Genomic DNA, 24,605 nt, shown 5'->3' on the forward strand with positions numbered 1-24,605 from the left:
AAACCCACAGCACACGGCAATTCCCTGGACTTCGGCAGATCTACGGCGCATGTCACTGGCATCGCTCGGCAGAATCGGTCGAGCTGGGGAGTCCGCCTTCGGGCGAGAGCGGCAAGAACGCGTGGTTCCGTCATCTCCTGAGATTTCGCGTCCCGGTCCGGTTGCGCTCCCCTCGCCTGTTCCGTTACGATTCGTCCGTTAGGAGCCTCTGTTTGAGTCCCGATTTCGTTCCATTGCCAGCGCTCGGCGCTGCAGTTCTCTCCGCTGTACTTGGCTCGCTGTTCGTCGGCGCCGACACCGCACTGACGACGTTGAGCGCGACGAGGCTCGGCGCGCTGATAGAGCAGGCGACGGGCCCCACGAAGGCCGCCTACGAGCGGATTCGTCAGGAAGACGCCAAGCTCCGTTCCCGCTACCTGCTCGGCTGGGTCGTATCGACCAGCCTGACGGCCGCCTGCTTCGACCTCTTCTTCCGGCGGATTGCCCCAGGCGCTGCGCTCTATCTCGGGCTGGCGACCACCATCGTCCTCAGCGGAGCCCTTTACGAGGTCAGCTCCACGTTGGGCCGCAAACACGCCGATCGGGCCGCATCGATGGCGGTCCGCTTCTTGCGCCCTCTCGAAATCGCGATGCTGCCGCTCGCCGTACCGCTCGGCTGGATCGGCTCCAAGCTGGGGCCGCGGGATGGTGAGCAGCCGTCGGATCCGAGGGTTGCCGAGGCGGAGGTCGAGATCCTCGTCGATGAGGTCGAGCGTTCTGGTCTCTTCGGGCGAGAGCCGGCGGAGATGATCCGGAATGTGCTCGAGTTCGCCGATCTCACGGCGCGGGACGTGATGGTGCCGCGATCCAAGGTCGAGGCCATCGAGATCTCCACTCCGCTGGAGAAGGTGCTGGAGATCGTCACCGAGAGCGGGCACTCGCGGTATCCGGTCTACAAGGATCAGACCGACAACATCGCTGGTCTCCTCTACGCGAAGGACCTGTTCAAGGTCCTCGAGGAGCGCCGGCTCAAGAACACGACGCTCCGGGAGATCACGCGGAGCCCGGCAAATTTCGTCGCCGAGTCGCAGCCCCTCTCTTCGCTGCTCCGGGAGATGAAGAGCCGGAGACAGCACCTCGCCATCGTGGTCGACGAGTTTGGCGGGATGTCGGGGATTGTCACCCTGGAGGACGTGCTCGAGGAGATCGTCGGAGACATCCGGGACGAGCACGACGAGACGGACGACGGCGCTGCCATCCAGGATCTGGGCGACGGCCGCCTGGTCGCCGACGCGGCCGTATCGATGAGCGATCTCTCGGCCTATCTTGGCGCCGAGCTCGACCGTGAGGGAAAGTACGAATCTCTCGGCGGGATGCTCACGCAGCACGTGGGCAAGGTGCCCGAGGTCGGCACGGCCGTGAGCAAGTTCGGCCTGCGCTTCATCGTGCGCGACAGCGACGAGCGTCACATCGGAAAGGTCGAGATCGTCCGCCCCCGCGCCATGGGCGCCGGCGGCGCCGCCTGAAGCCCCCAGCGCCGACCCACCGCGCAGGAGGGGGCCATCGTCGCTCCCTCCCCTCCCCTAGACCACGAAACCAGGTACGCCCCGCCTCGCGCGCCGCAGTCCTTCAGATCTGCGCCGGCCGAGCGGCGCGCGCCCGCACAGGAGACGGGCCCAGATCGGCGTTTTCGGCGCGCAGGCGTACTCCCGTACGCCGAGCACCGAAAACGTCGAGATGGGCCCGTATCCGAAGCGGGCGCGTGCCGCTCAGCGGGCGAGGGAGAGTTTGCGGAGCTCGTTCGCGAGATCGTCGCCCTCCTTGATGAGGCCGGGCGTCTCTTCGACGGGGTTGTCCTTGTTGCCCTCGAGCAGCTTGCGGATGTCCGCCATCGCGCTGGCGAGCCTGAAGACCATCTGCTCGCTCGTGAGGCCAGCGACGGACTGCGGATCGACCGGGAGGGCCTGCAGATCGCCGCCGGCGATGTCGCCCTTCGTCCAGCGGGTGGCCTCCTTGTCGGCGGGCTTCAAGCCCTGCTGCGTGCGCTCGAGGCGGCTCACCGTGTACTTCGCCGGCCAGTCCTTGCCGAACGGGAACGGCGCCTTGTTGGGAACGAGCTCGGCCAGCGTCTTGTCGCCGTCCCGGCGGAAGACCACCGAGAAGTTCACGACCGGCTCCTCCTGCTCCTTCCACGATTTCTCGACGGGAGCCTGCGCGGCCGAGAGGACGTTCTTGAGGCTGTCCTTGGTCTTGTTGAGATCCTGGACCGCCGTGGTGTAGGCGAGGACCTGGCGCATCACCCGCCCCGGGAGGCCGCCGATCTGCTTGCCCTCCAGGTTGGTGGCATCGAACGGGACGTTGATGCCGCCCAGCTCGGCCACGAGCTGCGCGGGGAACTTCTTCCCCTCGAGCGCCGTCCGGCCCGCATCGAGCTTCTCCTTCAGCTCCACCATCTTCTCGTTCGCGGCCTTCACGTCCTTTGCGAGCGCCGCGGCGCCGTCGACCGCGAGCTTGCCGCGATCGCCGCGCTCCTTCGCGCCGCCGATGGCGAAGCCCACGCCGATGCCGACGACCGCCGCGAGGCCGGCGTAGAGCGCCGTCTTCTTGGAGGCCTTCCGCCGCTCCTGCTCGACCTCCTCGCCGACCTCGACCTTGATGGTCTGCGCGGCGGCCGTCGGCTTGGGCGGAGGCGTCTGGATCACAGGACGCGGCGCCGGCGCGAACGGAGGCAGCGGGATGCCTGGCGAGATCCCGGGCGGAGGCGCGATGCCCCCCACGGAGGGCATCGGCGGCCGCGCGCTCGGATGCGGCGAGGGCATGCCGACCGGGCCCGCGTTCATGTCGGGAGGCGGCCCCGATCCGGGCTGCGAGCCAGGCACGGGAAGGGGGACGGCCGCTCCTGGCGCCCCGCCTATCGCCGTTTTGCCAAGCCGAGCCTTCAGATCGATTTTGCTCTTCTTCTTTTCTTCAGCCATCGGCTCCTCGAGGACGGGATCGCTGCACCACTTCGCGCTGAAAACTCCAGCCCGCCCGAGGGAATCGACCCACCACGGCCCGAACCGGAGCTGCCCCTGCGCGAGCGGCAACAGAAGACGACACGGGCCGGCCTCCAACAGACCGACATGGGAGCGGGGAGGGAAAGATCAGCAACACGACGGGAGCGCCGGGCGAGCGGACAACCCGCCGGGCACGTTAGCGGCGCGCCGCCTGGAATGTCAACGCGATGGCGATCGCAGCGCAGGATGTGTTTCGACAGGCGATCGCCAGGCCACACGGGCCACCCGGCCCCACGGCAGCCCCCGCCGGCCCGCAGCTGCGCCCTCGCCGGGTCTGCGCCGGCGTCCCCCGCCCATCCTGCGGGCGACCGCCGGCAGCCTGGCCCTCCGCGAAGGGACCGGGTAGGAAGCAGGGGGTTCATGGTCTCGTTCAAGTTCGGCGGGGGTCGGCCGCCGCGGCTCCGCTCTCCTTCCGGCAGTGGACCGCACGCGCTGCCAGCTTCATCCACCGGCAACAGACCGCAGGCGCCGCCCGCGGCCTCCTCGGGCGACGGGCGGCAGGCGCCCCCCCCGCCTTCCAGCGGGGGCCGGCGGGGGCCGCCCTCGCGGCGGCCATCGCTCCGGATGGAGACCCGGCGGGTCACGAGCTTCGATGGAACCGACATCACCTACCGCGTGACGCCGCCGCCGTTCGAGGGGGCGAAGACGGTGGTCCTGGTCAACGGGCTGGGCGGGCCGTACCTCGCCTGGCGGGCGCAGGTCGAGTACCTCTCCGACCAGTACCGGTTCATCACGTGGGATTACCGCGGGATGTACGCGTCGAAGCGCCCGTCACCGGACGTTCCGGGCGCCTATGCGGTCGCGAACCATGTCCGCGACCTGGAGGCGATCCTCGCCGTCGAAGGGATCCGGCACGGCGCGCTGATGGGATGGAGCGTGGGCGTCCAGGTGGCGCTGGAGGCGTTCCGCAGGCTCCCGGGGTTCGCCGCGAACCTGGTCCTGCTGAACGGCACCTACCGCCGGCCGCTCGAGACGATGGGGCCGCTGCCGGGGCTCGGGCGGCTGTTTCCGCCGTTCGTGGCGTTCGCGGCGCGCGCTCACACGCTGGCGGCCAGGGTGACGCGCAGCACCTTCGGCCCGCCGGACGCGGTGCTCTGGCTGAAGCGAATGGGGCTGCTCGGCAGGACGCTCGACAGCGAGGCGTTCGCCGAGCTCGTGCAGCCGTTCGGCCAGCTCGACATGGACGCGCTCTGCCGCAACCTCCGCGCGCTGGACGCCCACGACGCCGAGCACGTGCTCGAGCAGATCGACGTCCCGACGCTGCTCATCACCGGCGACCGCGATGCGTTCACCCCGCGGGCGCTGGCGCAGTCGATGGCGCGCCGCATACCGATGGCGGAGATCCTCGTGGTCCGCGGCGGGAGCCACACCACCGCGGTCGAGTTCCCCGAGCTCGTGTCGCTCCGGATCGAGCGCTTCTTCGCCGACCACGGGTTCTAGCGCGGCCCGCCTGGCCCAGGGCCAGGCGGGCGCGCCGCTCACTTCCGGAGCAGATCGGCGAACGGGTTGTTGCGGAAGCCGCCCGACGAGCTCCCCTGCCCCTTCCCTTGCTGCCCCTGGGCCGGCCGGCGGCCGTCGCCGCGATCGTTGCGGCCGCGCGCGTCGCCGCCTGCAGAGGGGCCGCCCGCCTGGGGACGCGCGCCAGCGGGAGCGCCGCCCTTCTTCGCGGTGAGCGAGATGCGCTTGCGCACGAGGTCGACCTCGAGCACCCGCACCTTGATCTTGTCGCCCACCTTCGCGACCTCGTTCGGGTCCTTCACGAACCTGTCCGCCAGCTGCGAGACGTGCACGAGGCCGTCCTGGTGGACGCCGATGTCGACGAAGGCGCCGAACGCCGTGACGTTGGTCACCACGCCCTCGAGCTCCATGCCCGGCTTGAGATCCTCCATGGTCCGCACGTCGTCGCGGAACTTCGGCGGCTCGAACGTGGCGCGCGGGTCGCGGCCCGGCTTCTTCAGCTCGCTCAGGATGTCGTTCAGCGTGAACGAGCCGACGTCGCCGGCCTCGTACTTCTTCGGATCGATCCGCGCGATCGCCGCCGTGTCGCCGATGAGCGACCCGACCGGCACGCCGAGATCCGCCGCGATGCGCTCGACGAGCCCGTAGCGCTCCGGGTGCACGGCGCTCGCGTCGAGCGGGTGCTCCCCGCCCCGGACCCGCACGAAGCCCGCCGCCTGCTCGAACGTCCGCGGGCCGACGCCGGGCACGTCGAGCAGCGCCTTGCGGCTCTTGAACGCGCCGTTCAGATCGCGGTGCGCGACGATCTTCTTCGCGAGGCTCGGGCCGATGCCGGCGACGCGGGCGAGCAGCGGGGCGCTCGCGGTGTTGAGCTCGACGCCGACCCGGTTCACGCAGCTCTCGACCACCTCGTCGAGCTTCCGCGCGAGCAGCCCCTGGTAGACGTCGTGCTGGTACTGGCCGACGCCGATGCTCTTCGGGTCGACCTTCACGAGCTCCGCGAGCGGGTCCTGCAGCCTGCGGGCGATGCTGATCGCGCCGCGCACCGTGAGATCGAGCTCGGGGAACTCCTCGCGCGCGACGTCGCTCGCCGAGTAGACGCTCGCGCCAGCCTCGCTCACCGGGACGCAGAACAGCTCCGTCAACGCCTCCGACGCGAGCACGTCCTTCACGAACGCCTCGGTCTCGCGGCCGTGCGTGCCGTTGCCCACGGCGACCGCGCGGAGCGGGTACTTGCGGCAGATGCGGCGCAGGTCCTGGCGCGCGCGCTCGAGCGAGTCGCCGCTCCCGACCAGGTAGATCGTCGTGTGCTCGAGGAGCTTGCCCGTCTCGTCGACGACGGCGCACTTGCAGCCGGTGCGCTGGCCGGGGTCGATGCCGAGCACCGCCTTCGTGCCGAAGGGCGCGGCGAGGAGGAGCTCGCGGAGGTTCTGGGCGAAGACATCGACCGCGGCGCGATCGGCCTGCATCTTGAGGTCGACACGCACGTCGCTCTGGACCGCGGGGAGCAGGAGCCGCTTCACGGCGTCGTCGGCGGCCTTCGTGAGCTCGCCGGCCCACGGCGATTTCGGCTTCAGCCCCACCGCGGCGTGAATCGGCGGGACGAGCGGCTCGGGCGCGAGCTCGATCGCGGCGCGGAGGACGCCCTCGGCCTCGCCGCGGCGGATCGCGAGGTAGCGGTGCGACGGGATGTTCGCGACGGGCTCCTCGAAGCTCCCGTACATGTCGAACTTCGTCTGCTTGGCCGCGTGCTCCTCGTTCTTCTGGACCTTGATGACGCCTTCCTTCGCGTAGGCCTCGCGGACGAGCTTGCGCACGTCGGCGTGCTCGGCGATGCGCTCGGCGCAGATGTCGCGCGCGCCGGCGAGGGCGGCCGCCGCGTCGGGGACCTCCTTCTCGGCGCTGACGAACGCGCGGGCCTCCTCCTCGGGGCTGCCGTCGCCCGGCTGCGACCACATGCGATCCGCGAGCGGCTCGAGGCCCCGCTCCTTCGCGATGATGGCCCGCGTGCGGCGCTTCGGCTTGAAGGGGAGGTAGAGATCCTCGAGCTCCGCCTTGGTGCCGCAGGCGCGGATCTTCGAGGCGAGCGCGTCGGTGAGCTTGCCCTGCTTCTGGATCTCCGTGAGCACCGTGGCGCGGCGCTCCTCGAGCTCGATGAGGTAGGCGCGGCGCTCCTCGATGGCGCGGATCTGCACCTCGTCGAGCCCGCCGGTCGCTTCCTTGCGGTAGCGAGCGATGAACGGGACCGTCGCCCCCTCGGCGAGCAGCTTGGCCACCGCCGAGACCCCCTGGCGCGGGAGGCTCAGCTCCTCGGCCAGGAGTGGGACCGGATCGAACGAGCTGTCCGCGCGGCTCGGGACAGCGACAGGGCTCTGCGTCTCAGTCATGGGCGCGGCATACGCGCAGGGTGCACGCGCGTCCAGGCTTGACTTGAGGTCTGCCTCAGCCCGCCGCCGCGATGACCTCGCCGTCGCGCAGCACGGCCCGCGCGCGCGGCGCGCCCCAGGGCTGCACGATCGCGTTCTCGTGGGGCAGGTCCCAGAGGGCGAGATCGGCGCGCAGCCCCGGACGGACGGCGCCGCACACGCCGCCCAGGCCGAGCGCGGCCGCCGCCTCGCGCGTCGCGCCCAGGATCGCCTCGGCGACCGTGAGCCCGTAGAGCCGCACCGCGAGCGCGAGCGCGAGCGGAAGGCTCTCGGTCGGCGCCGTGCCGGGGTTCGCGTCGCTGCCCACGATCAGCGGGACGCCTGCGGCCCGGAGCGCGGCGACGGGCGGCGGCTCCTGCCGCAGCGTGAAGCTCGCCACGGGCAGCAGCGCGGCGGCGACGCCCGCCTGGGCGAGCGCCGCGATGCCCGCCGGCGCGACGTGCTCGAGGTGGTCGGCCGACGCGGCGCCGAGCGCGGCCGCGAGCTCGGCGCCGCCCACGTCCGCGAACTGCCCGACGTGCACCCGCACGCCGAGCCCCAGCGCGCGCGCCCGCTCGAGCACCGGCCGCGCCTCGTCCACCGAGAACGCGCTCCGGTCGATGTACGCGTCGACGTAGCGCGCGAGGCCGGCCGCGGCGATCGCGGGCAGCCAGGAGCGCGCGACGGTCCCCGCGTAGGCCGCGCGGTCGCCGCCGGCCTCCGGGGGCAACGCGTGCAGCGCGAGGTACGTCGGAACGACGCGGGGCAGGCGCGCGTCCCTCCCCGCCTCGGCGACCGCCTCGAGCTGCTTGCGCTCCGTCGCCTCGTCGAGGCCGTAGCCGCTCTTGGCCTCGACGGCGGTCACGCCGAGCGCGGCCATCCGGCGGAGGCGGGCGCGGAGCGTGTCCGCGAGCTCGCCGGCGGTCGCGGCGCGCGCCGCGCGCATGCTCGCGACGATGCCGCCGCCGGCCGCGGCGATCGCCTCGTAGTCGCCGCCGGCCATGCGGATCGCGTACTCGGCGTCCCGCGAGCCGATCCAGGGCGCGTGCGTGTGGCAGTCGACGAGCCCGGGCGTGACGACCCCCGCGGCCTCGATCGCGATCGGCACGCCGGCCCCGGACCGCAGGACCTCGCGCCGCGGGCCGACCGCATCGATCGCGCCGCCTCGCACCACGATCGCGGCGTCCTCGATGACGCCGAGGGGATCGCCGGCCGAGGCGCGGGACGCGTCGCAGGTGACCAGCCGGCGCGCGGTGATGGCGAACGGGCGCTCGGGGTGCTGCGCGGCCTCCCCTCGCGCGGCACCCGGTGGCGCCGTCACGTCGGTGCCCTCGCGGCGCGCGCCCGCGCGATGTCCTCGATCACCGCCCGGGACGCGGGCCCGCCGACGATCTCGGCGAACGCCGCCGGCGAGGAGGCCGGCCGCGGCGGGCACCGCCGGCGCAGGCCCATGCACCGCGCGGCCGCCTCGACGCAGCGCTCGCGGAAGCGGGGCTCGCGCTCGGCCTTGCGCACGAGCGCCTCGTGCACGCGGTCCTGCAGGTCCTCGCGGTGGCAGACGAGCAGCGCGTCGCAGCCCGCCCAGACGGCCGCGGCGGCGGCCTCCTCGACGGCGTGGTGCGCCGCGATCGCGGCCATCTCGAGATCGTCCGAGAAGAGCACCCCCTCGAAGCCGATCTCGCCGCGCAGGAGGTCGGTGCAGATGGCGCGCGACAGCGTCGCCGGGATGCCGGGATCGAGCGCCTCGACGACGATGTGCGCCGTCATGAGCGACGCGACCCCGGCGCCGCAGGCGGCGCGGAACGGCGGCAGCTCGATCTCGTCGAGGCGGCCGCGCGCGTGCAAGAGGGTCGGGAGCGCGAGGTGGCTGTCGAGCGCCGTGTCTCCGTGCCCCGGGAAGTGCTTGCCGCAGGCGAGCACGCCCTCCTCCTGGAGCCCCTCCAGGAATGCGACGGCGCTCCGCGCGACCGCGCCAGGGTCGCGACCGAACGCGCGATCGCCGATGATCGGGTTCGCCGGGTTCGAGTCGACGTCGAGCACCGGGGCGAAGTTCAGGTTGATGCCGACGGCCCGGAGCTCGGACGCGACGGCGCGCGCCGCGCGGCGCAGCAACGGGAGGTCCGCGAGCTCGCCGAGCGAGCGCATCGACGGCAGCGTCAGGAACGGCGCGGGCAAGCGGGTGACGCGGCCCCCCTCCTGATCGATGCCGATGAAGGGAGGCCGATCTGGGCCGCCCGCCGCGGCGAGCGCCTGGCAGAGCCGCGCCGTGGCGGCCACGTCAGGGACGTTGCGCCGGAACAGGATCGCGCCGCCCCGCCGCCCCTCGGCGAGGGCCTTCAGGTACCGGGCCGGCGGCTCCGCGCCGTCGAAGCCGCCCACGATGAGCTGACCACACAGGACCTCGAGCTCCAGATCGAGCCGCATCGTCCACCACCTCTCGCGCGGCGCAGGCGAGTGGCCGGCCGCGGAATCCGTTCGTAGACGACTCGTAAACGACTTGGGCCGACGAGGCCACTTCCGAGGGATGCCGGTGCGCCGGAGGGGACGCCGCGGCGCCGGAGGGACGCATCGTGTCGCGGTCGGCCCGCTCAGAACCGGATCGCGATCTTCCCGAAGTGTGCGCCGCTCGCCATGGACTCGATCGCCTGGCGCACCTCGGCGAAGGGGACCACGCGATCGACGACCGGCCGGAGCCCGCTCGCCGCGATCGCGCGGTTCATGTCCTCGAACATCGCCCGCGACCCGACGAAGATGCCCTGCGCGGTGATCTGCTTCATCAGGATGGGGAACAGGCCGACATCCCCCAGCGCGCCGCCCGTGAGCACGCCGATGAGGCTCACGCGGCCGCCGAACCGGACCGCGCGGAGCGAACGGGCGAGCGTGCCCGCGCCGCCCACCTCGATCACGTGATCCACCCCCGCGCCGCCGGTGAGCGAGCGCGCGGGCGCGTCCCAGTCGGGGTTCGCGCGGTAGTTGATGGTCTCCGACGCTCCGAGCGACCTCGCGCGCTCGAGCTTCTCGTCGCTGCTCGAGGTGACGATGACGCGGGCGCCCGCGAGCCGGGCGAACTGCAGCGCGAAGATCGAGACGCCGCCCGTGCCCTGCACGAGGACCGTGTCGCCCGCCTTGATGTGGCTCGCCACGAAGAGCGCGTTCCATGCGGTCACCGCGGCGCACGGCAGCGACGCGGCCTCCTCGTCCGTGAGGTGCTGCGGGACCGCGACGACCCCCTCCGCATCGAGCAGCACCCGCTCCGCGGCCACGCCCGGCAGCTCCCCGCCGAGGGCCCCCCGCGCCTTGTCCGCGGAGAGCTCCCCGTCGATCCATCGCTGGTGGAAGATCGGGCTCACGCGATCGCCGACCTTCACCCGCGTCACCCCGTCCCCCACGGCGACGACCTCCCCGACCCCGTCGGAGAGCGGGACGAGCGGCAGCGAGAACTTCGGGTTGTAGAGCCCCTTCGCCACGAGCAGGTCGCGGAAGTTGAGCGACGCCGCCCTCATCTGGAGGACGATCTGCCCAGGCCCCGGCTCAGGATCCGGAAGATCGATCGGGCGGAGCGCGTCGAGACCGAACGAACCCTGGAGAGCGAACGCTTTCATGCAGATCCTCCTTGAGCGGAGATCCGCTATCCCACGCGGGGTGGAGGCCGGTCAACGCGCCGCTCGACGCCCTGGCCGCCGCGCGTCGCGCAGCGCCTGGGCAGCGAGCCACAGGCCGGCCGCCGTCACGAGCGCCGCCCCGAGCAGCTGATCCGCCGACGGGCTCTCGCCGAGCCAAGCGGCGGCGAGCACGTGCGACAGGACGACCCCGACGTAACCGATCGCGCCGACGCGCGCCGCGCTGTCGAGCGCGTAGGCGCGCGTCATCGCGAGCTGCGCGAGGCCGCCGGCGAGCCCCGTCCCGATCAGGAGGAGGGCGCCGAGGGCGTCGGGCGTCCGCCAGACCGGGATCGAGAGCGCGACCATCGCGGCGCTCGCCACGAGCGAGAAATGCAGCGCGATCGCCTCGGGGCTCGCGCGCTCCCCGCCTGCGCCGATCCTGCGCAGCCAGATCATGGCGAACGCCGAGAAGACGGCGCCGAGCGTGGCGATGAGCGCGATCTCGCCCGCGATCGCGAGCCTCGGCGCGGCGACCAGCCCGACGCCGGCGAAGGCGAGAAGGGTCGCGAGCCAGAGGCGCGGGCTCGTCCGCTCGCCGAGCAGCCGCGGCGCGAGGAGCGCGACGAAGATCGGGCTCGTCGCGCCGAGCGTGACCGCGTCGCCGAGCGCGATCTGCGGCGTGCCGAGCGTGTAGAAGCCGCAGAGCATCGCCCCGGTGCCGCAGAGCGAGCGCGCCCACGCGAGCCGCCGGTCGCCCCGACCCACGGAGAGCGGCGCACGGCGGACGAGCGCGACGCCGAGCGCGGTGGCCGCGCCCACCAGCGTTCGCGACGCCGCCACCTCGGGCCACGGGGCGTGCTCCGAAGAGAGCCGCGCGAGGACGTTCATCGCGGCGAAGAGCGATTGGGCCAGGAGCATCCACAGGACGCCCGCGGTCGGGTGCGCCGCGCGCCCCTCGCGCTCCGCGGCGAGGACGATCGCGGAGGCCCCGGGCGGGTGCGCGGCGACCGCGCCCTGCGACGATGACGACGTGCTCACGTAGCGCATCGATTACCACCTCGACCTCGCCGCCGTACACGCCGCCGTGCGCCCGAAGGCGTCGGCGCTCCCGGGTGCGCGCGCGACATCGAAGCGCTACGGTCGCAACGATGCGCGCGATCATCGGAGTCACAAGGAGAAGCAGGACAGGAGCGATGGATGGTCAGCGGGAGCGCCGGTCCTGGGCGCTCTGGCTCGGGCTCGTCGCCGCGGGCGCCCACGCGCTCGGGTGCGGCGCGAGCGCCGCGAAGGAGCCGGCGGAGGAGCCGTCCGGCGGCAAGGCCAGAGGCGGGGCGGCGGAGGAGGAGAGCGCGCGCCCCTCGGAGGGCAAGGCCGCCGGCGTGGAGGCCGGCGGCGAGGCCCAGGGCGCTCAGGCCCCGCCCGCGCCGGGTCAGCAGATGACCCGCGCGGAGGCAGCGCGGTACGTGCTCGGCCTCGTGAACCGCGATCGCGCGGCGCACAAGCTGCCGCCCGTCCGGTGGGACGAGACCGCTGCGCGCGCAGGACGGCGGCACGCCGAGGACATGGTCCGGATCGGCTTCACCGGCCACTGGGGCAGCGACGGCTCGGTCCCGGAGGAGCGCTACACGGCCGCGGGCGGCGACGGGTTCCCGATGGAGAACGCCGGCTGCTTCGCCGACGCGATCCCCCGCGAGCTCGATCCGGATCCGCGCTTCTCCGCGGAGAGCCTCGAGCGCGTGCACCAGGCCTTCATGAACGAGAAGCCCCCGGCCGACGGGCACCGGCGCAACGTGCTCACAGCGTCGCACACGTCGCTCGGGGTCGGGCTGGCCAAGGCGAAGGGGTTCGACATCGCCTGCGTGGCGCAGGAGTTCGTCGACGACTACGGGACGTACCAGCCGCTGCCCAGGCGGACGACGGTCGGCGAGCGGATCCGGGTGAGCGGCGAGATCGCCGCGCCGGCGAAGATCGCGGGCGTCGGGATCTCGCGGGTCGAGCCGGGGAAGCCGATCAAGCCGGAGAAGCTGCTCAAGATGGGCGGATACCCGATCCCGCCCCCCTACGCGACGTTCTTCCCGAAGGGCTTCAAGACGCCTATTCCTCTCCAGGTGACCGGCAATCGATTCGACATCCAGGTCCCGCTGGACGACCGCGGGCGGCCCGGGCTCTACGGCGTCAGCGTCTGGGCGACATTCCCCCCCTCGGACGAGCTGAAGATGGTCTCGCTCCGCACGATCGACGTCGTCGGAAAGGGAGGCGCGCGATGAGCCAGAGCCGCCCCCCCACGGCGTCCGAGGACCTCGACGCGGTCAAGGTGCTCGATCACCTGGTCCGCCGCGCGGTCTCGATGGGCGCGAGCGACATCCACGTCGAGCCGAAGCGCGACGGCATCCGCGTGCGCTACCGCGTCGACGGCGTGATGGTGGCGCAAGGGCAGATCCCGATCGAGATCGCGCCGTCGCTCACCTCGCGCGTGAAGGTGCTCGCGCGGATGGACATGACCGAGCGGCGCCTGCCGCAGGACGGCCAGTTCAGCCTGGAGCTCCACGGCCACCCGCTCATCCACCTGCGCGCCTCGACGTTCCCCGCGATCCACGGCGAGACGCTCGTGCTGCGCGTGCTGCTGAGCCACCAGCTGATCGCCCTCGACAAGCTCGGGCTCGCCGAGGGGGACCTGCCGCGGCTCGAGCGGCTCGCCGACCGGCCTTCGGGGCTGATCGTCGTGTGTGGGCCGACCGGATCCGGCAAGACCTCGACGCTCTACTCGCTGATCAAGGTCATGAAGACGAGCGAGCTGAGCATCGTCACGCTGGAAGATCCGATCGAGGTCGAGTTCGCCGACATCACGCAGGGGCAGACCAACCCGAGGCAGGGCTTCACGTTCGCGACGGGCCTGCGCGCGATCCTGCGGCAGGACCCGGACGTGATCATGGTGGGCGAGATGCGCGATCCCGAGACGGCGCAGATCGCGCTGCAGGCGAGCCTCACGGGGCACCTCGTGCTGTCGACGCTGCACACCTCCGACGCGGTGGACACGGTCGCGCGCCTCGTGGACCTCGGCGCCGAGTCGTGGATCGTGGCGAACGCCCTGCTCGCCGTGGTCGCGCAGCGGCTCGTCCGCAAGCTCTGCGAGGAATGCGCGGAGACGTACGAGCTCGAGACCGCCGTGACGGGCGAAGAGGACAAGGTCCTCATCGAGAAGGGCGCCGAGCTGAAGCGCAGCGTCGGGTGCCAGACATGCCACTTGACGGGCTACCGGGGGCGCATGGGCCTGTTCGAGATGCTGGAGCTCGACGACGACCTGCGGGATCTCGTGAAGGCGCGGGCGGGGAAGCGCGCGTACCGGGACGCCGCGCGCAAGGTAGGGCTCGTGCCGCTGCGCGAGGCCGGGCTCGCCAAGGTGAAGGAGGGGCTCACCTCCCTGGACGAGGTGCTCCGCGTGACGTGACGCTCCCCGCTCTGGAGGAGGTCTTGCCGAGCGTGTCGGCCAGGCGCGCAGCGGTTCGCCGTGCGATCCGCGGCGCGTCGCCGGTCAGGTCGCCTGCGAGGAGCCGTCGTCGACCGCGTTGGCGGCGATGACACCCTTGTACCAGAGCGCGCTGTCCTTCGGGATGCGCCGCTGCGTCTCGTAGTCCACCCAGACGATGCCGAACCGCTGCGAATAGCCGCGATCCCACTCGTAGTTGTCCATGAGCGACCACACGAAGTACCCCGCGAGCGGCGCCCCCGCGTCCATCGCGCGCCGCGCGGCGACGAAATGATCGCGCAGGAACTGAAGCCGCCGCGTGTCCGGGATGCGGCCGTCCTTGTCCGGCTCGGTCGAGTAGGCCGCGCCGTTCTCCGTCACGTAGAGCTTGGGCACGCCGTACTCCACGTGCAGCCGGAGGAGCAGCCGCCGCAGCCCTTCCGGGTAGACCTCCCAGCTCATCTCCGTCTGCTCGGAGGGGGGCGCGACGTGCACCGTCCTCGGCAGGTTCTGCTCCTCGGGCACCTTGCTGCTCCGCAGGACCGCCCGCGAGTAGTAGTTGAGGCCGAGGAAGTCGCACTGCGTGGCGATGATCTCGAGATCGCCCGGCTTGCACACGGTCAGCCCCTCCGGCGGGAGGTAGCCCAGCGCGATGTAGTCCTCGATCATGTCCGCCGGATAACGCCGGCCGTACAGCGGATCGAGGAACCAGCGGTTGAAATACCCGTCGTAGTGGCGGCACGCGTCGTAGTCGGCGGCGCTGGGGGACGCGGGCATCGCGTAGTTCATGTTCAGCGTGATGCCCACCTCGGCGCCGGGACAGTTCTGGCGCACCACGGGCACCGCGAGGCCGTGGGAGAGCAAGAGGTGGTGGCTCACCGCCAGCGCCTTCTTGAAATCGCGCATGCCCGGCGCGTGGATCCCCTTCTCGTAGCTGAGGAACGCCGTGCACCACGGCTCGTTGTGCGTGATCCACTTCTTCACGCGATCGCCGAGCTTCCGCGAGATGACGTCGGTGAACTCCACGAACGCGTCCGCCGTCGAGCGGTGCTGCCAGCCACCGACCTGGTCCTGGAGCACCTGCGGCAGGTCCCAGTGGAAGAGGGTCGCGTACGGCTCGATCCCGGCCGCGAGGAGGCCGTCCACGAGCCGGCTGTAGAAGTCGAGCCCCTTCTGGTTCACCGCGCCCCGGCCGTTCGGGAGGATGCGCGGCCACGCGATCGAGAACCTGTAGGCCATCATGCCCAGGCTCTTCATCAGCGCGATGTCCTCAGGCCACCGGTGGTAGTGGTCGCACGCGATGTCGCCGTTGGTCCCGTCGACGATCTGACCGGGCGTCTTCGCGAAGCGATCCCAGATGGACTCGCTGCGGCCGTCCTCGTTCGTAGCCCCCTCGATCTGATAGGAGGACGTCGCGGTCCCCCAGACGAAATTGTCGGGAAATCTCAGAGACGGCATGTCGGTTCGTGGTTCTCCTTAGATAGGTCCGGCCTCGACGGAGGCGGGCACCGTGCGATCGTAGAGCGCGGAGGGCGCGATGACGGAGCCGGGCGCGTAGAGGTGGCAGCGGACCCAGTGCCCCGACCCGACGTCGACGGCCCCCGGCATCTGCTCCCGGCACGTGTTCATCACGCTCGGGCAGCGGTCCGCGAAGGGGCAGCCCGGCGGCGGGTTGATGAGCTTCGGCGCCCCGGAGCGCGCCGGGAGATCGCCGCGGATCGAGCCGTTCGGATCCGGAACCGCCGAGAGCAGGAGCTTCGTGTACGGGTGCGCTGGCTGCTGCATCAGCTCCTCGCTCGGCGCGCCCTCCACGATGTGGCCTGCGTACATCACCATCGTGCGATCCGCGACGTAGCGCGCGCTCGCGATGTCGTGCGTGATGTAGAGGTAGGAGATGCCGCGCTCCTCCTTGAGCTTCTCCATCAGGTTCAGGACGCCCATGCGGATCGAGACGTCGAGCATCGAGATCGGCTCGTCCGCGAGGATCACGCTGGGATCCACCGCGAGGGCGCGGGCGATCGCCACGCGCTGCCGCTGACCGCCCGACAGCTGGTACGGGAACTTGAGCGCGACCTCCGCGGGCGGGTTCAGATCGACCGTCTTGAGGAGCGCGTGCACCTTCTCCCGGAGGATCGCCGGGGTGGGCGCCTTGTTGTGGAGCAGGAGCGGCCGCTCGAGGTGGTAGCCGATGGTGTGCACCGGGTTGAGCGAGCCGAACGGATCCTGGAAGATCATCTGCACCTGCCCGCGGTAAGCGAGCGAGGCGCGGGTCGGCTCCTCCTTCAGCACGTCGCGACCCTTGAACACGATCTGCCCGCTGCTCGGCGGCATCAGCCGCGCGAGGAGCCGTGCGATCGTGCTCTTGCCGCTGCCCGACTCGCCGACCAGCGCGATGACCTCACGCTCTGCCAGCGAGAACGATGCGTCGTGCAGCGCCCGGAGCTGCTGCGATCGCAGCCCGCCGCCGACAGGGAAGTACTTCCCCAGGCGCACCACGTCGAGGACAGGCGAGACAGAAGGTTGCGTCATCGTCATCGTCAGTAGAGGTGGCAGGCGCCGCGGTGCTCGGGCGCGATTTCACGAAGGGCGGGCAGCTCGTTCTGGCAGGTCGCGAAGGCCTGCGGACACCGGGGATGGAAGCGGCAGCCGGCGGGTGGGTTGCGCATGTCGGGCGGCGAGCCCGGGATGCCCTGCAGCTTGCGGCGCGGCCCACGGACCGAGGGGAACGACCCGAGGAGCCCCTGCGTGTACGGGTGCTTCGGATCGCTGAAGAGGTCCTTGGCGCGGGCGGTCTCCGCGAGCTTGCCGGCGTAGAGGATGGCGATGCGCGTGGAGAACTCGGCGATGAGCGAGAGGTCGTGCGTGATGAAGAGGATCGAGAAGCCGAGGCGCTCCTTGAGCTCGGCGATCTGCTGCAGGATCTCCCGCTGCACGACCACGTCGAGCGCCGTCGTCGGCTCATCCATGATGAGGAACGGCGGCTTGAGCGCCATCGCGATGGCGATCACCACGCGCTGGCGCATGCCGCCCGACAGCTGGTGCGGGTAGCTGTTCAGGCGCGACGAGTCGATGTTCACGAGCTTGAGCAGCGCGGCCGCGCGCTCCATCGCCTGAGCGGGCGTCACGCCGTCGTGCGCGATGATCGGATCGGCGATCTGCTCGCCGATCGTCAGCACCGGGTTGAGCGCGGTCATCGCGCTCTGGAACACCAGCGCCATCTTCCGCCAGCGGAAGGCGCGGAGCTGCTCCTCGTTCATCGCCAGGACGTCCTGCCCGGCGAAGTACACGTGCCCGCCCGTGATGACCGCCGGCGGGCGGAGCAGCCGCATGATGGCCATCGCCACCGTCGACTTGCCGCTCCCCGACTCGCCCGCGAGGCCGAGCACCTCGCCCGGGGCGATGTCGAAGGAGACGTTGTCGACCGCGCACACCGGACCCGTCGGGGTGATGAACTCGACCCGGAGATCCTGAACCGAGAGAAGCGGACTAGGCGCCATGAGTCCTCACCACCGGCGTAGACGGACCCGCCGTGACCTTGCGGCTCCTGAGGAGACGCGACCAGGCGCCCTCCGCGCGGAGCCGCGGATTCGAGATCTCGTCGATCGCGTAATTGATGAGCGTGAGCGCGAACCCGACCAGCGCGACGCACACGCCGGTGGGCACGATGGTCCACCAGGCGCCCGTGAGGAGCGCGGCGTTGTTGCTCGCCCAGTAGAGGTTCGTGCCCCAGGTGACGGCGCTCAGGTCGCCCAGCCCGAGGAACTCGAGGCCGACCTGGGCGCCGATCGCGTAGACCGTCGCGCCGATGAAGCCGGACATGAGGAGCGACGTCATGTTCGGCAGGATCTCCACGAAGATGATGCGCGCGCTCCCCTCGCCGCTCACGAGGGCCGCGGACACGAAGTCCTTGTCGCGCAGCGCGAGCACCTGCGAGCGGAGCACACGCGCGTTCCACGCCCAGCCCGTGAGGACGAGGACGAACAGGATCGTCAGCGGCCCGGCCGGCAGGTAGGCCGCGATGACCACGGCCATCGGCAGGCCGGGGATGATCAGGAACACGTTCGTGAGCAGCGAGAGAACGCTGTCGATCCAGCCGCCGAAGTAGCCTCCGGCCATGCCGATCGCCGCGCCGATCGCGATCACGGCGAAGCCCGTGGCGAAGCCGACGGCCAGCGAGGTCCGCGCGCCGACGATCGTCTGCGCGAGCACGTCCTGCCCCTGGCCGTTCGTGCCGAATAGGTGCTCGGCGGAGGGAGCCTCGTGCGGCATGCCCACGAACGCGTGCGGGTCCTGGCCCACGAGCGAGGGGCCGAGCAGCGAGAGGAGCAGGAAGAAGAGCACGATGAGCGTGCCCACCATCGCCTTGCGATTCGAGAGGAGCAGGCGGAGCCATCCCGCCGCACGGGAGGCGCCGCCCCCGCTGTTGCCTTGTTGCGCAGCCATCGCTTCTCCTGGACCCAGCCGTCAGCGCCCGCGGGCGCGGGGATCAAGAAACACGTAGATCACGTCGACCAGGAAGTTCGCCCCCAGCACGGCGAACGTGATGGTGAGGAAGATCCCCTGCATGAGCGGGTAATCCTGATTTCGAACCGCCTGGATGAGCAGATAACCTTGCCCCGGATACGAGAAGACGATCTCGGTGAGCAGCGAGCCGGCGAGCACGAAGCCAAGCGCCATGCCGAAGCCCGTGACGTTGGGCAGGAGCGCGTTCCTCGCGGCGTAGGTGAACATGACCCGCCACTGCGAGAGCCCCTTGGCCTGGGCCATCGTGATGTACTCCTCGGACAGCACGGTGACCATCGCGCTGCGCATGCCGAGCATCCAGCCGCCGATGGTGGCGACGACGATCGACAGGGCGGGCAGGACCATGTGCGAGAGCACGCTCCCGATGAACTCCAGGCTCCAATCGGGCGAGAGCGTGTCGCTGTAGGCGTGGCGCAGCGGGAAGGCCCCGAGCACGAACCCGAGGACGTAGAGCGACACCATCGCGAGCCAGAAGTAGGGGAACGCGCCGAGGAACATCAGGACCGGCGGCATGACCGAGTCGAGCCAGCCGCCCCGCTTCCACGTCGCGACGATCCCGAGCACCGTCCCCAGGCCGAAGCTGACGATCACGGCGGCGCCCGACAGGAGCAGCGTCCAGCCGAGCCCCGTCGCGATGACCTCCGTCACCTTCGCCGGGAAGTGCGCCACCGAGGTGCCGAGATCGCCGGCCAGCGTGTGGCTCAGGTAGGTGATGTATTGCTTGTAGAGCGGCTCACCCGTGAACCCGAACGCCTTCCGCAGCGCCTCGATCGCCTCCGGCTGCAGCTGCCCCCGGAAGCGCACGAACATGGCCGAGGCTGGATCGCCCGGCATGGCGCGCGGAATGAGGAAGTTCAGGGTGAGCGAAGCCCACGCCGCGATGAAGTACAAGCCCAGCTGTCGCAGAAGGTAACGCACAGAAGCTCTCTCTTTTAACCTGCTCTCCGGATCAGGTCACGCCCAACTTCACTTCGGCTTGAGCTCGGTGAGGACCAGCAGGTACTCGGGCGGGTTGTTGGGCGACAGCTTCGCGTACGGGTTCTCCTTGCTGGGGAACCCGGTGAAGCGGCGTGTGTTGTACTCGCCCCAGGACGGCCCGGGGAACAGCGGGATCGAGGGCGCCGTCTCGGAGAAGATCTCCTGGAGCTGCTCGATGATCTTCTTCTGCTCCGCCGGCTCGGTCGCGGCCTCGAACGCCTCGAAGAGGCCGTCGGCCTGCTTGGCGCCGAAGCGGTGCCAGTTGCGCGCCGACGTCTCGCCGACCGGCTTCGCGGTCGCGGTGCCGAGGAGGTCCCGGTAGAAGTTGTATGGGGTCGGCTCCTCGTTCGACCAGCCCATCGACAGGTCGAACGTGCCCTTCTGGAGCGCCTCGAAGAACGCGCTGAAGTCGTACGTCTTCAGCGTGGCCTCGACGCCGATCTGCTTGACCTGCTGCGTGACGATCTGCGCCGCGCGCACCCAGTCGGACCAGCCCGTGACGACGTTGAGATCGAAGCGCAGCGGCTTCCCGTCCTTCACGCGGATGCCGTCGGCCCCCTTGGCATAACCCGCCTCGTCGAGGATCTGGTTCGCCTTGGCCACGTTGAACTTGACCCAGTCGCCCGCCTCGACCGTCTTCTGGCTGCGCCAGCGCTCGTGCGCGTCGCTCAGCGCCGTCGCGTCCGCCGGCCGCGTGTAGTTGTTCATGGCGACCTTGACGATCTGCTCGCGGTCGAGCGACATGCTGATCGCCTTGCGCACCCGCGCGTCGTCGAGGGGCTTCTTCGCCGTGTTCGTGTAGACGAACACCGTGCTGCCGACGAGCGGGAACCAGTAATGGTGATTCGTGGGGTCCTTGCCGACGTAGACCTTCTCGATCTCCGGGACGAAGTTGCCGGCCCAGTCGACCTCGCCGTTCAAGAGCGCCAGGTTCGCCTGGTCGTTGCCCGGGTACGCCGGGAAGCGGAGCCCCTTGATCGCCGGCTTGCCCTGCTGCCAGTAGTTCGGGTTCCGGCCGAGCTCGTAGATCTGGTTCTGGAAGGTCTTCACCTCGGTGAAGGGCCCCGTCGCGACCGGGTTCTCGTTCGTGTACGTGACCGGATCCGCCACGTCCTTCCACTTGTGCTCCGGCACGATCGGCTGGTGGCCGAGGAAGACGAGCCCGGGGACGTACGGCCGCGTGAGCGTGAACTCGACCGTGGAGTCGCTCTTGGCCTCGACCGAGGTCAGCCACTTCCAGACGCCTTGCAGGTCGAGGGCGACGTGCTTCTTCAGGAGCCCGAAGGTGAAGGCCACGTCCTTCGCCGTGAACGGTTGGCCATCGGACCACTTGACGCCGGGCCGCGTCGTGACGGTGAGCGTCTTGTTCCCGTTACCCCACTCGTACTTCGATGCGAGCCAGGGGGTGAACTCGCCCTTCATCGTGTTGTAAACGAGGAGCGGCTCGTAGATGCCAGCGACGGTTGGCCAGCGAACGTTGCCTGGTGCGAGCAGAGGATTGAAGTTCCGCACCCATGACGCTTGCTGCTCGATCGAGACGGTCAGGAAGGTGTCGGCGGCCGGAGAGGGTTTGCCCGGACCCGGCGCGGTGCTCGCGCCGCCCGCGGACTCCTTGGTCGGTTCGGTCTTCCCGCACCCCGCTGTGACACCGACCGAAAGAAGCAACGTCGACAACACGAACGTCCGACGCGGCAACAACCAGTTCCTCATGAGAATGCTCCTCGCGGGGCCCTCGTGGATACGCCCGAGCGCCCACCGTCCCTCTCCCACTCCTCAATCTCCCTGGAAGCCACCACGCGGCAGAGCGGCTCGCCGGAATTCGACACCGCGACGCAGTGCGCCATACCAGCATCCAGGCGTCGGCACTGTAGCCGTTTTCGCACAGCAGTGTCAACGGGGATTCGAGGTCGCTGTCAAGTTCTCGCGCCGCTTACTCAGGCGCGTTTTCAAGGGAGATATCGTGGTGCGTCATGTCTCGCAGCAGCAACTCCGTCTCATGTGGTGCTCATGGTGTCATCACGCGTCATGAGGAATGATGGCTTAAGCACTTGCACTGTTATTTTCTTTGACCGCAGTAAGAAAGTAAGCCGTCACAGACTGCGTCGGTTCAGGCACCTGAGGTGCGCCGCTGTCCACGCGCGTCCGGGGCAGGTCTATACAGACGTCCGCGGGCGATTACAAGACCAGAAATTTCCAACTTCGCGCCGGTGGACAGGGGGCGCGCTCCCAGGGCGAGCGCGGACACCTCCTGGGCGGGCAGAGAGGGAAGGCCGCGTCAGGGGCGGACGCGGGCGGAGCGTCGGGTGCGGTCAGCGTTGTAGTGCGGGCCGCTGTTCGACGCCTGATGGGCTGGTCCTCTCCGCCGTGGCCGTGAGTACCACGTATCAGGAAAGGCTCCCTTCGATGTCATCAATGTTTCGCGCGCAGGCGCGGGCCAGGCGGGCGGCCGCGAGCGCGCCTCATGGGAGCGGGGGAGCGGACGCTGGCACGCGGAGCTCGCCGCCGAAGAGCTCGTCGGCGGTGCAGTTGTCGAGGAACGCGCTCTCCTTACCCAGCTTCAGCTGAGGCTCGGGCGAGCCCTGCACGACCAGCCCGAAGCGGTTGTCCAGGGCGCGAACCCGGGAGAGGCGACCCGTGCTCCGGTCGTACAGGATGCCGGCGCGCGCACAGCCTTCCACCCGCACGTCATCGAGCGCGACGGTGGAGCCGGCGAGCGCGAGGACGCCGTCGGCGACGAGCTCGTCGCGCCGGCTGCCCTGTGCGGCGCGGGGATCACCCGTCACCCCGTCGACGACCGTCTGCGAGATCTCCGCCTCGGAGGCGAACAGCACCACGCCGGCCGTGCGGCTCCCGCGGACGAGGGACGAAGCGAGCCGGATCTCGTACCCCGCGGCGGCGACGCCGATGCCCGTGCTGTCGTCATCGCCGTCGTCGCCGTCATCGTCGCCATCGTCGTCTGATTCGCCGCCCGCGGTGCCGTCGATCAGGTTCCCGATGATCTCGACCCTGCTGCCGAGGATCTCCGTGCCGGCGAAGACGCCGACGGAGCGGTTGCCGCTCACGACATTGCCCGCGAGCACCGCGGTGGCGCCCCGGTAGATGACGATCCCCTGCCCCACCGGCGCGCGGCGGTCCGGCGCGACATGCCCCTCGACGAGGTTGCCTGTCACGGTCGCCTCGGACCCGTCATATCCCACGAGCAGGCCGGTGCCCTCGTTGCTGCGAATGGCATTCGACACGAGCGTCACGCGGCCCTCCGCCACGGTCAGCCCGGCGCCGTCCCCCCAGCCGCCCTCGGCGATGGTGCCTTCGATGAGGTTGCCGCCGGCGATCAGCTCGGCGGAAGAGTCGCCGACGTGAACCCCGGTGCCGCGGTTCCGGACGACCGCGCTCTCGTGGAGGCGCATCGCCGCGCCGCGGGTGACGGCGACGCCGAATCCGCCGAGCAACGACCCGGTCGGGGCCGCCACCGTGCCCTGCACCAGGCTCCGCGTCATCGTCGCCGCGCTGCCCTCGCCGATGACGGCGACGCCGATCTCGGTGTTGCCGAGGACCACGCTCGAGTCGATCGCGACGCGCGCTTGCCTCGCCGCATACACGCCGACGCCGTAAGGCGGGTCGGAGCTCCCGGGGCTCGTCCCCTCGACGAGGACGCCGGAGAGGGTCGCCGACGCGCTGGCCGCCACGAGGATCCCGGACAGCTGGTTTCCAACGACAGCCGTGCTCTCGATCGACGCCTCGGCGCCGTCCTGCACGACGATCCCCTGGCCGTCCGCCGGGTAGCGCCCCGACGACAAGGTCCCCTCGACGAGGCTGCCCACCACGGACGCCGTGGCGCCCGCCTGGAGCGCCGCCACGCCCGCCGCGCGGTTGCCCGTCACGGCGCTCTCCTTCACGAGGAGCGCGCCGCCGGCTTCCGCAAGGGCGCCGATGCCGGTTCCTGCGCTGCCGTCGCGCGTCCCCTCGATCCAGCTCTGCGCCACCGAGAGGCGGGCGCCGTCGCCCGACAGGACGCCGGCATGCATGGCGTCCTTGATGTGAACGCGCTCGAGCGTCACGGCGCTCGCGCCGGTCGCCACGACGCCGGCGCCGTCTCCGCCGATCTCGATCCCCCGGAGCGTCACCTCCCCTGCGTCGAGCACGGCCACGATCGCCGGAGGACTCACGGCCGAGCTGACCCCGCGGATCCGCACGCGCGAGGCGCACGGGCCGGCGATCTCGAGCGGCTTCGTGATGACGACCGGCTCGTCGTAGGTCCCCGCCGCGAGCGCGATCGTCCCGCCGTCGGCGACGAGCCCCAGCGCCGCCTCGATCGTCGTGACCGGCCTCGCCTCGGATCCGTCGCCGTCCGCGCCGGAGTAGCTCGGATCCACATAGACGTTCCCGGACACGCGCGGGACGCTCCCCCACGGCCCGCGCCCGCAGCCGACGGGGCCGTCGACCGGCACACACCCCGCTTCCGGCGTCGCGAACGTGCCTGTCGGGCACCTCGCCATGGCCGGCCTGCAGAGCCCGTCGTCGCCCGCGAGCTCCGGAGCGCAGCGGGGGATGCCAGCGGGAATACAGCCCTCATCGAACTTCGGGATCGTCCCCGCGGGGCATTTCGCCATCGATGGATGGCAGAGTCCGTCGTCCTCCACGAACAGCTCGGCGCACCCCTGGATGCCCACCGGCATGCACGCCTCCGCGGGGCCGAGGACGTGCCCAGGCGCGCAGCTAGGCGCGCGCGGCGCGACGCCCTCGCATGCGAGCGGGGCGCCGGAGCTCCCCGAGGCGTCGCTGCACGCCGCGACGAGCGGCAAGAGGGCCGCGATGCAGGCGGCCAGGCAAGATGAACCCGCGCGCGTCGCGCAGAAGCGCATGCAATCCCCTCCTTGGAAAGCGCTGCCTCGCGCGCCGCGGGCTCCCGCTCCTCGGGCGAACAGCTCTCCAGAGCTCCCGCAGCAGCGCGGAGACCGCGCGTAGCCTCCATGAACAGGCGCCCCGAGCGCCCGAGATCGTCGAGGAGCCCGCGCCAGGGGTGACGAGGACGCCGCCTGTGCGCCTGTGCGCCTGTGCGGCGCCGCGCGAGCTCCTTTAGCGTAATGAATCCTACAACGGGAGATGCGCTCCTGCCAGGCAAAGGAGCCGTGATCGC

Annotated in this window: 17 protein-coding genes; 4 read left to right on the plus strand and 13 right to left on the minus strand. The window is 70.8% G+C overall.

Going from position 1 to position 24,605, the window contains the following annotated elements:
• Positions 1–161 precede the first annotated feature (161 nt).
• Complete coding sequence (locus WMF12_RS22710; RefSeq protein ID WP_437873603.1) at positions 162–1,505, plus strand: hemolysin family protein; 1,344 nt, start codon at positions 162–164, stop codon at positions 1,503–1,505.
• 243 nt (positions 1,506–1,748) lie between these two features.
• Here the strand turns inward: WMF12_RS22710 and WMF12_RS22715 are convergent, their stop codons facing one another.
• Positions 1,749–2,819, minus strand: a complete 1,071-nt coding sequence (locus WMF12_RS22715) for a formin (protein ID WP_437873604.1) — start codon at positions 2,817–2,819, stop codon at positions 1,749–1,751.
• A gap of 576 nt (positions 2,820–3,395) precedes the next feature.
• Here WMF12_RS22715 and WMF12_RS22720 point away from each other — a divergent pair.
• The gene (locus WMF12_RS22720) at positions 3,396–4,475 is read left to right on the plus strand and encodes an alpha/beta fold hydrolase (protein WP_437873605.1); all 1,080 of its coding nucleotides are present in this window, start codon (positions 3,396–3,398) and stop codon (positions 4,473–4,475) included.
• A 38-nt stretch (positions 4,476–4,513) separates the two neighbouring features.
• Here the strand turns inward: WMF12_RS22720 and WMF12_RS22725 are convergent, their stop codons facing one another.
• From WMF12_RS22725 to WMF12_RS22745, 5 genes are all read right to left on the minus strand, one after another.
• Positions 4,514–6,880 carry a Tex family protein gene (locus WMF12_RS22725; protein ID WP_437747708.1) on the minus strand — a complete coding sequence of 789 codons (2,367 nt, stop codon included), beginning with the start codon at positions 6,878–6,880 and terminating at the stop codon, positions 4,514–4,516.
• 55 nt (positions 6,881–6,935) lie between these two features.
• On the minus strand, positions 6,936–8,219 hold the full coding sequence (gene hutI, locus WMF12_RS22730) for an imidazolonepropionase (RefSeq protein ID WP_437873606.1): 1,284 nt from the start codon (positions 8,217–8,219) through the stop codon (positions 6,936–6,938).
• Positions 8,216–9,322: a beta-N-acetylhexosaminidase gene (gene nagZ, locus WMF12_RS22735; protein WP_437873607.1), complete on the minus strand. Its 1,107-nt coding sequence runs from the start codon at positions 9,320–9,322 to the stop codon at positions 8,216–8,218. The genes hutI and nagZ overlap by 4 nt, the downstream gene beginning before the upstream one ends.
• Before the next feature lie 164 nt (positions 9,323–9,486).
• Positions 9,487–10,500, minus strand: coding sequence for a zinc-dependent alcohol dehydrogenase family protein (locus WMF12_RS22740; RefSeq protein WP_437747711.1), 1,014 nt, complete (start codon positions 10,498–10,500; stop codon positions 9,487–9,489).
• Positions 10,501–10,551: 51 nt separating this feature from the next.
• Positions 10,552–11,547, minus strand: a complete 996-nt coding sequence (locus tag WMF12_RS22745; protein WP_437747712.1) for a DMT family transporter — start codon at positions 11,545–11,547, stop codon at positions 10,552–10,554.
• A 146-nt stretch (positions 11,548–11,693) separates the two neighbouring features.
• Between WMF12_RS22745 and WMF12_RS22750 the strand changes: the two genes are divergently transcribed.
• Both WMF12_RS22750 and WMF12_RS22755 read left to right on the plus strand, forming a co-directional pair.
• Complete coding sequence (locus tag WMF12_RS22750; protein ID WP_437873608.1) at positions 11,694–12,767, plus strand: CAP domain-containing protein; 1,074 nt, start codon at positions 11,694–11,696, stop codon at positions 12,765–12,767.
• On the plus strand, positions 12,764–13,948 hold the full coding sequence (locus WMF12_RS22755) for a GspE/PulE family protein (protein ID WP_437873609.1): 1,185 nt from the start codon (positions 12,764–12,766) through the stop codon (positions 13,946–13,948). The genes WMF12_RS22750 and WMF12_RS22755 overlap by 4 nt, the downstream gene beginning before the upstream one ends.
• A gap of 84 nt (positions 13,949–14,032) precedes the next feature.
• Here the strand turns inward: WMF12_RS22755 and WMF12_RS22760 are convergent, their stop codons facing one another.
• The 7 genes from WMF12_RS22760 to WMF12_RS22790 all read right to left on the minus strand — a co-directional run bounded on the left by WMF12_RS22760 (position 14,033) and on the right by WMF12_RS22790 (position 24,330).
• On the minus strand, positions 14,033–15,424 hold the full coding sequence (locus WMF12_RS22760; protein ID WP_437873610.1) for a GH1 family beta-glucosidase: 1,392 nt from the start codon (positions 15,422–15,424) through the stop codon (positions 14,033–14,035).
• An 18-nt stretch (positions 15,425–15,442) separates the two neighbouring features.
• Entirely contained in the window at positions 15,443–16,501 is a 1,059-nt protein-coding gene (locus tag WMF12_RS22765; protein WP_437873611.1) for an ABC transporter ATP-binding protein, read from the minus strand.
• Positions 16,502–16,503: 2 nt separating this feature from the next.
• Positions 16,504–17,463 carry an ABC transporter ATP-binding protein gene (locus WMF12_RS22770; RefSeq protein WP_437873612.1) on the minus strand — a complete coding sequence of 320 codons (960 nt, stop codon included), beginning with the start codon at positions 17,461–17,463 and terminating at the stop codon, positions 16,504–16,506.
• Complete coding sequence (locus WMF12_RS22775) at positions 17,453–18,409, minus strand: ABC transporter permease (protein WP_437873613.1); 957 nt, start codon at positions 18,407–18,409, stop codon at positions 17,453–17,455. Before WMF12_RS22775 ends, WMF12_RS22770 begins: the two co-directional genes overlap by 11 nt.
• 21 nt (positions 18,410–18,430) lie before the next feature.
• Complete coding sequence (locus WMF12_RS22780; protein WP_437873614.1) at positions 18,431–19,408, minus strand: ABC transporter permease; 978 nt, start codon at positions 19,406–19,408, stop codon at positions 18,431–18,433.
• A 48-nt stretch (positions 19,409–19,456) separates the two neighbouring features.
• Positions 19,457–21,178: an ABC transporter substrate-binding protein gene (locus tag WMF12_RS22785; RefSeq protein WP_437747720.1), complete on the minus strand. Its 1,722-nt coding sequence runs from the start codon at positions 21,176–21,178 to the stop codon at positions 19,457–19,459.
• A gap of 749 nt (positions 21,179–21,927) precedes the next feature.
• The gene (locus WMF12_RS22790) at positions 21,928–24,330 is read right to left on the minus strand and encodes a right-handed parallel beta-helix repeat-containing protein (RefSeq protein WP_437873615.1); all 2,403 of its coding nucleotides are present in this window, start codon (positions 24,328–24,330) and stop codon (positions 21,928–21,930) included.
• Positions 24,331–24,605 lie beyond the last annotated feature (275 nt).

Source organism: Sorangium sp. So ce363 (assembly GCF_051520435.1).
GTDB classification, from domain to species: domain Bacteria; phylum Myxococcota_A; class Polyangia; order Polyangiales; family Polyangiaceae; genus Sorangium; species Sorangium cellulosum_B.

What these genes read in the sequence shown, in the direction of transcription:
- WMF12_RS22775 (WP_437873613.1), bottom strand. Translation starts at nt 18,409, where the DNA reads ATGGCTGCGCAACAAGGCAACAGCGGGGGCGGCGCCTCCCGTGCGGCG.
- WMF12_RS22785 (WP_437747720.1), bottom strand. Translation starts at nt 21,178, where the DNA reads ATGAGGAACTGGTTGTTGCCGCGTCGGACGTTCGTGTTGTCGACGTTG.
- WMF12_RS22765 (WP_437873611.1), bottom strand. Translation starts at nt 16,501, where the DNA reads ATGACGATGACGCAACCTTCTGTCTCGCCTGTCCTCGACGTGGTGCGC.
- WMF12_RS22755 (WP_437873609.1), top strand. Translation starts at nt 12,764, where the DNA reads ATGAGCCAGAGCCGCCCCCCCACGGCGTCCGAGGACCTCGACGCGGTC.
- WMF12_RS22725 (WP_437747708.1), bottom strand. Translation starts at nt 6,880, where the DNA reads ATGACTGAGACGCAGAGCCCTGTCGCTGTCCCGAGCCGCGCGGACAGC.
- WMF12_RS22790 (WP_437873615.1), bottom strand. Translation starts at nt 24,330, where the DNA reads ATGCGCTTCTGCGCGACGCGCGCGGGTTCATCTTGCCTGGCCGCCTGC.
- WMF12_RS22745 (WP_437747712.1), bottom strand. Translation starts at nt 11,547, where the DNA reads ATGCGCTACGTGAGCACGTCGTCATCGTCGCAGGGCGCGGTCGCCGCG.
- WMF12_RS22770 (WP_437873612.1), bottom strand. Translation starts at nt 17,463, where the DNA reads ATGGCGCCTAGTCCGCTTCTCTCGGTTCAGGATCTCCGGGTCGAGTTC.
- WMF12_RS22720 (WP_437873605.1), top strand. Translation starts at nt 3,396, where the DNA reads ATGGTCTCGTTCAAGTTCGGCGGGGGTCGGCCGCCGCGGCTCCGCTCT.
- WMF12_RS22750 (WP_437873608.1), top strand. Translation starts at nt 11,694, where the DNA reads ATGGATGGTCAGCGGGAGCGCCGGTCCTGGGCGCTCTGGCTCGGGCTC.
- WMF12_RS22760 (WP_437873610.1), bottom strand. Translation starts at nt 15,424, where the DNA reads ATGCCGTCTCTGAGATTTCCCGACAATTTCGTCTGGGGGACCGCGACG.
- WMF12_RS22740 (WP_437747711.1), bottom strand. Translation starts at nt 10,500, where the DNA reads ATGAAAGCGTTCGCTCTCCAGGGTTCGTTCGGTCTCGACGCGCTCCGC.
- nagZ (WP_437873607.1), bottom strand. Translation starts at nt 9,322, where the DNA reads ATGCGGCTCGATCTGGAGCTCGAGGTCCTGTGTGGTCAGCTCATCGTG.
- WMF12_RS22715 (WP_437873604.1), bottom strand. Translation starts at nt 2,819, where the DNA reads ATGAACGCGGGCCCGGTCGGCATGCCCTCGCCGCATCCGAGCGCGCGG.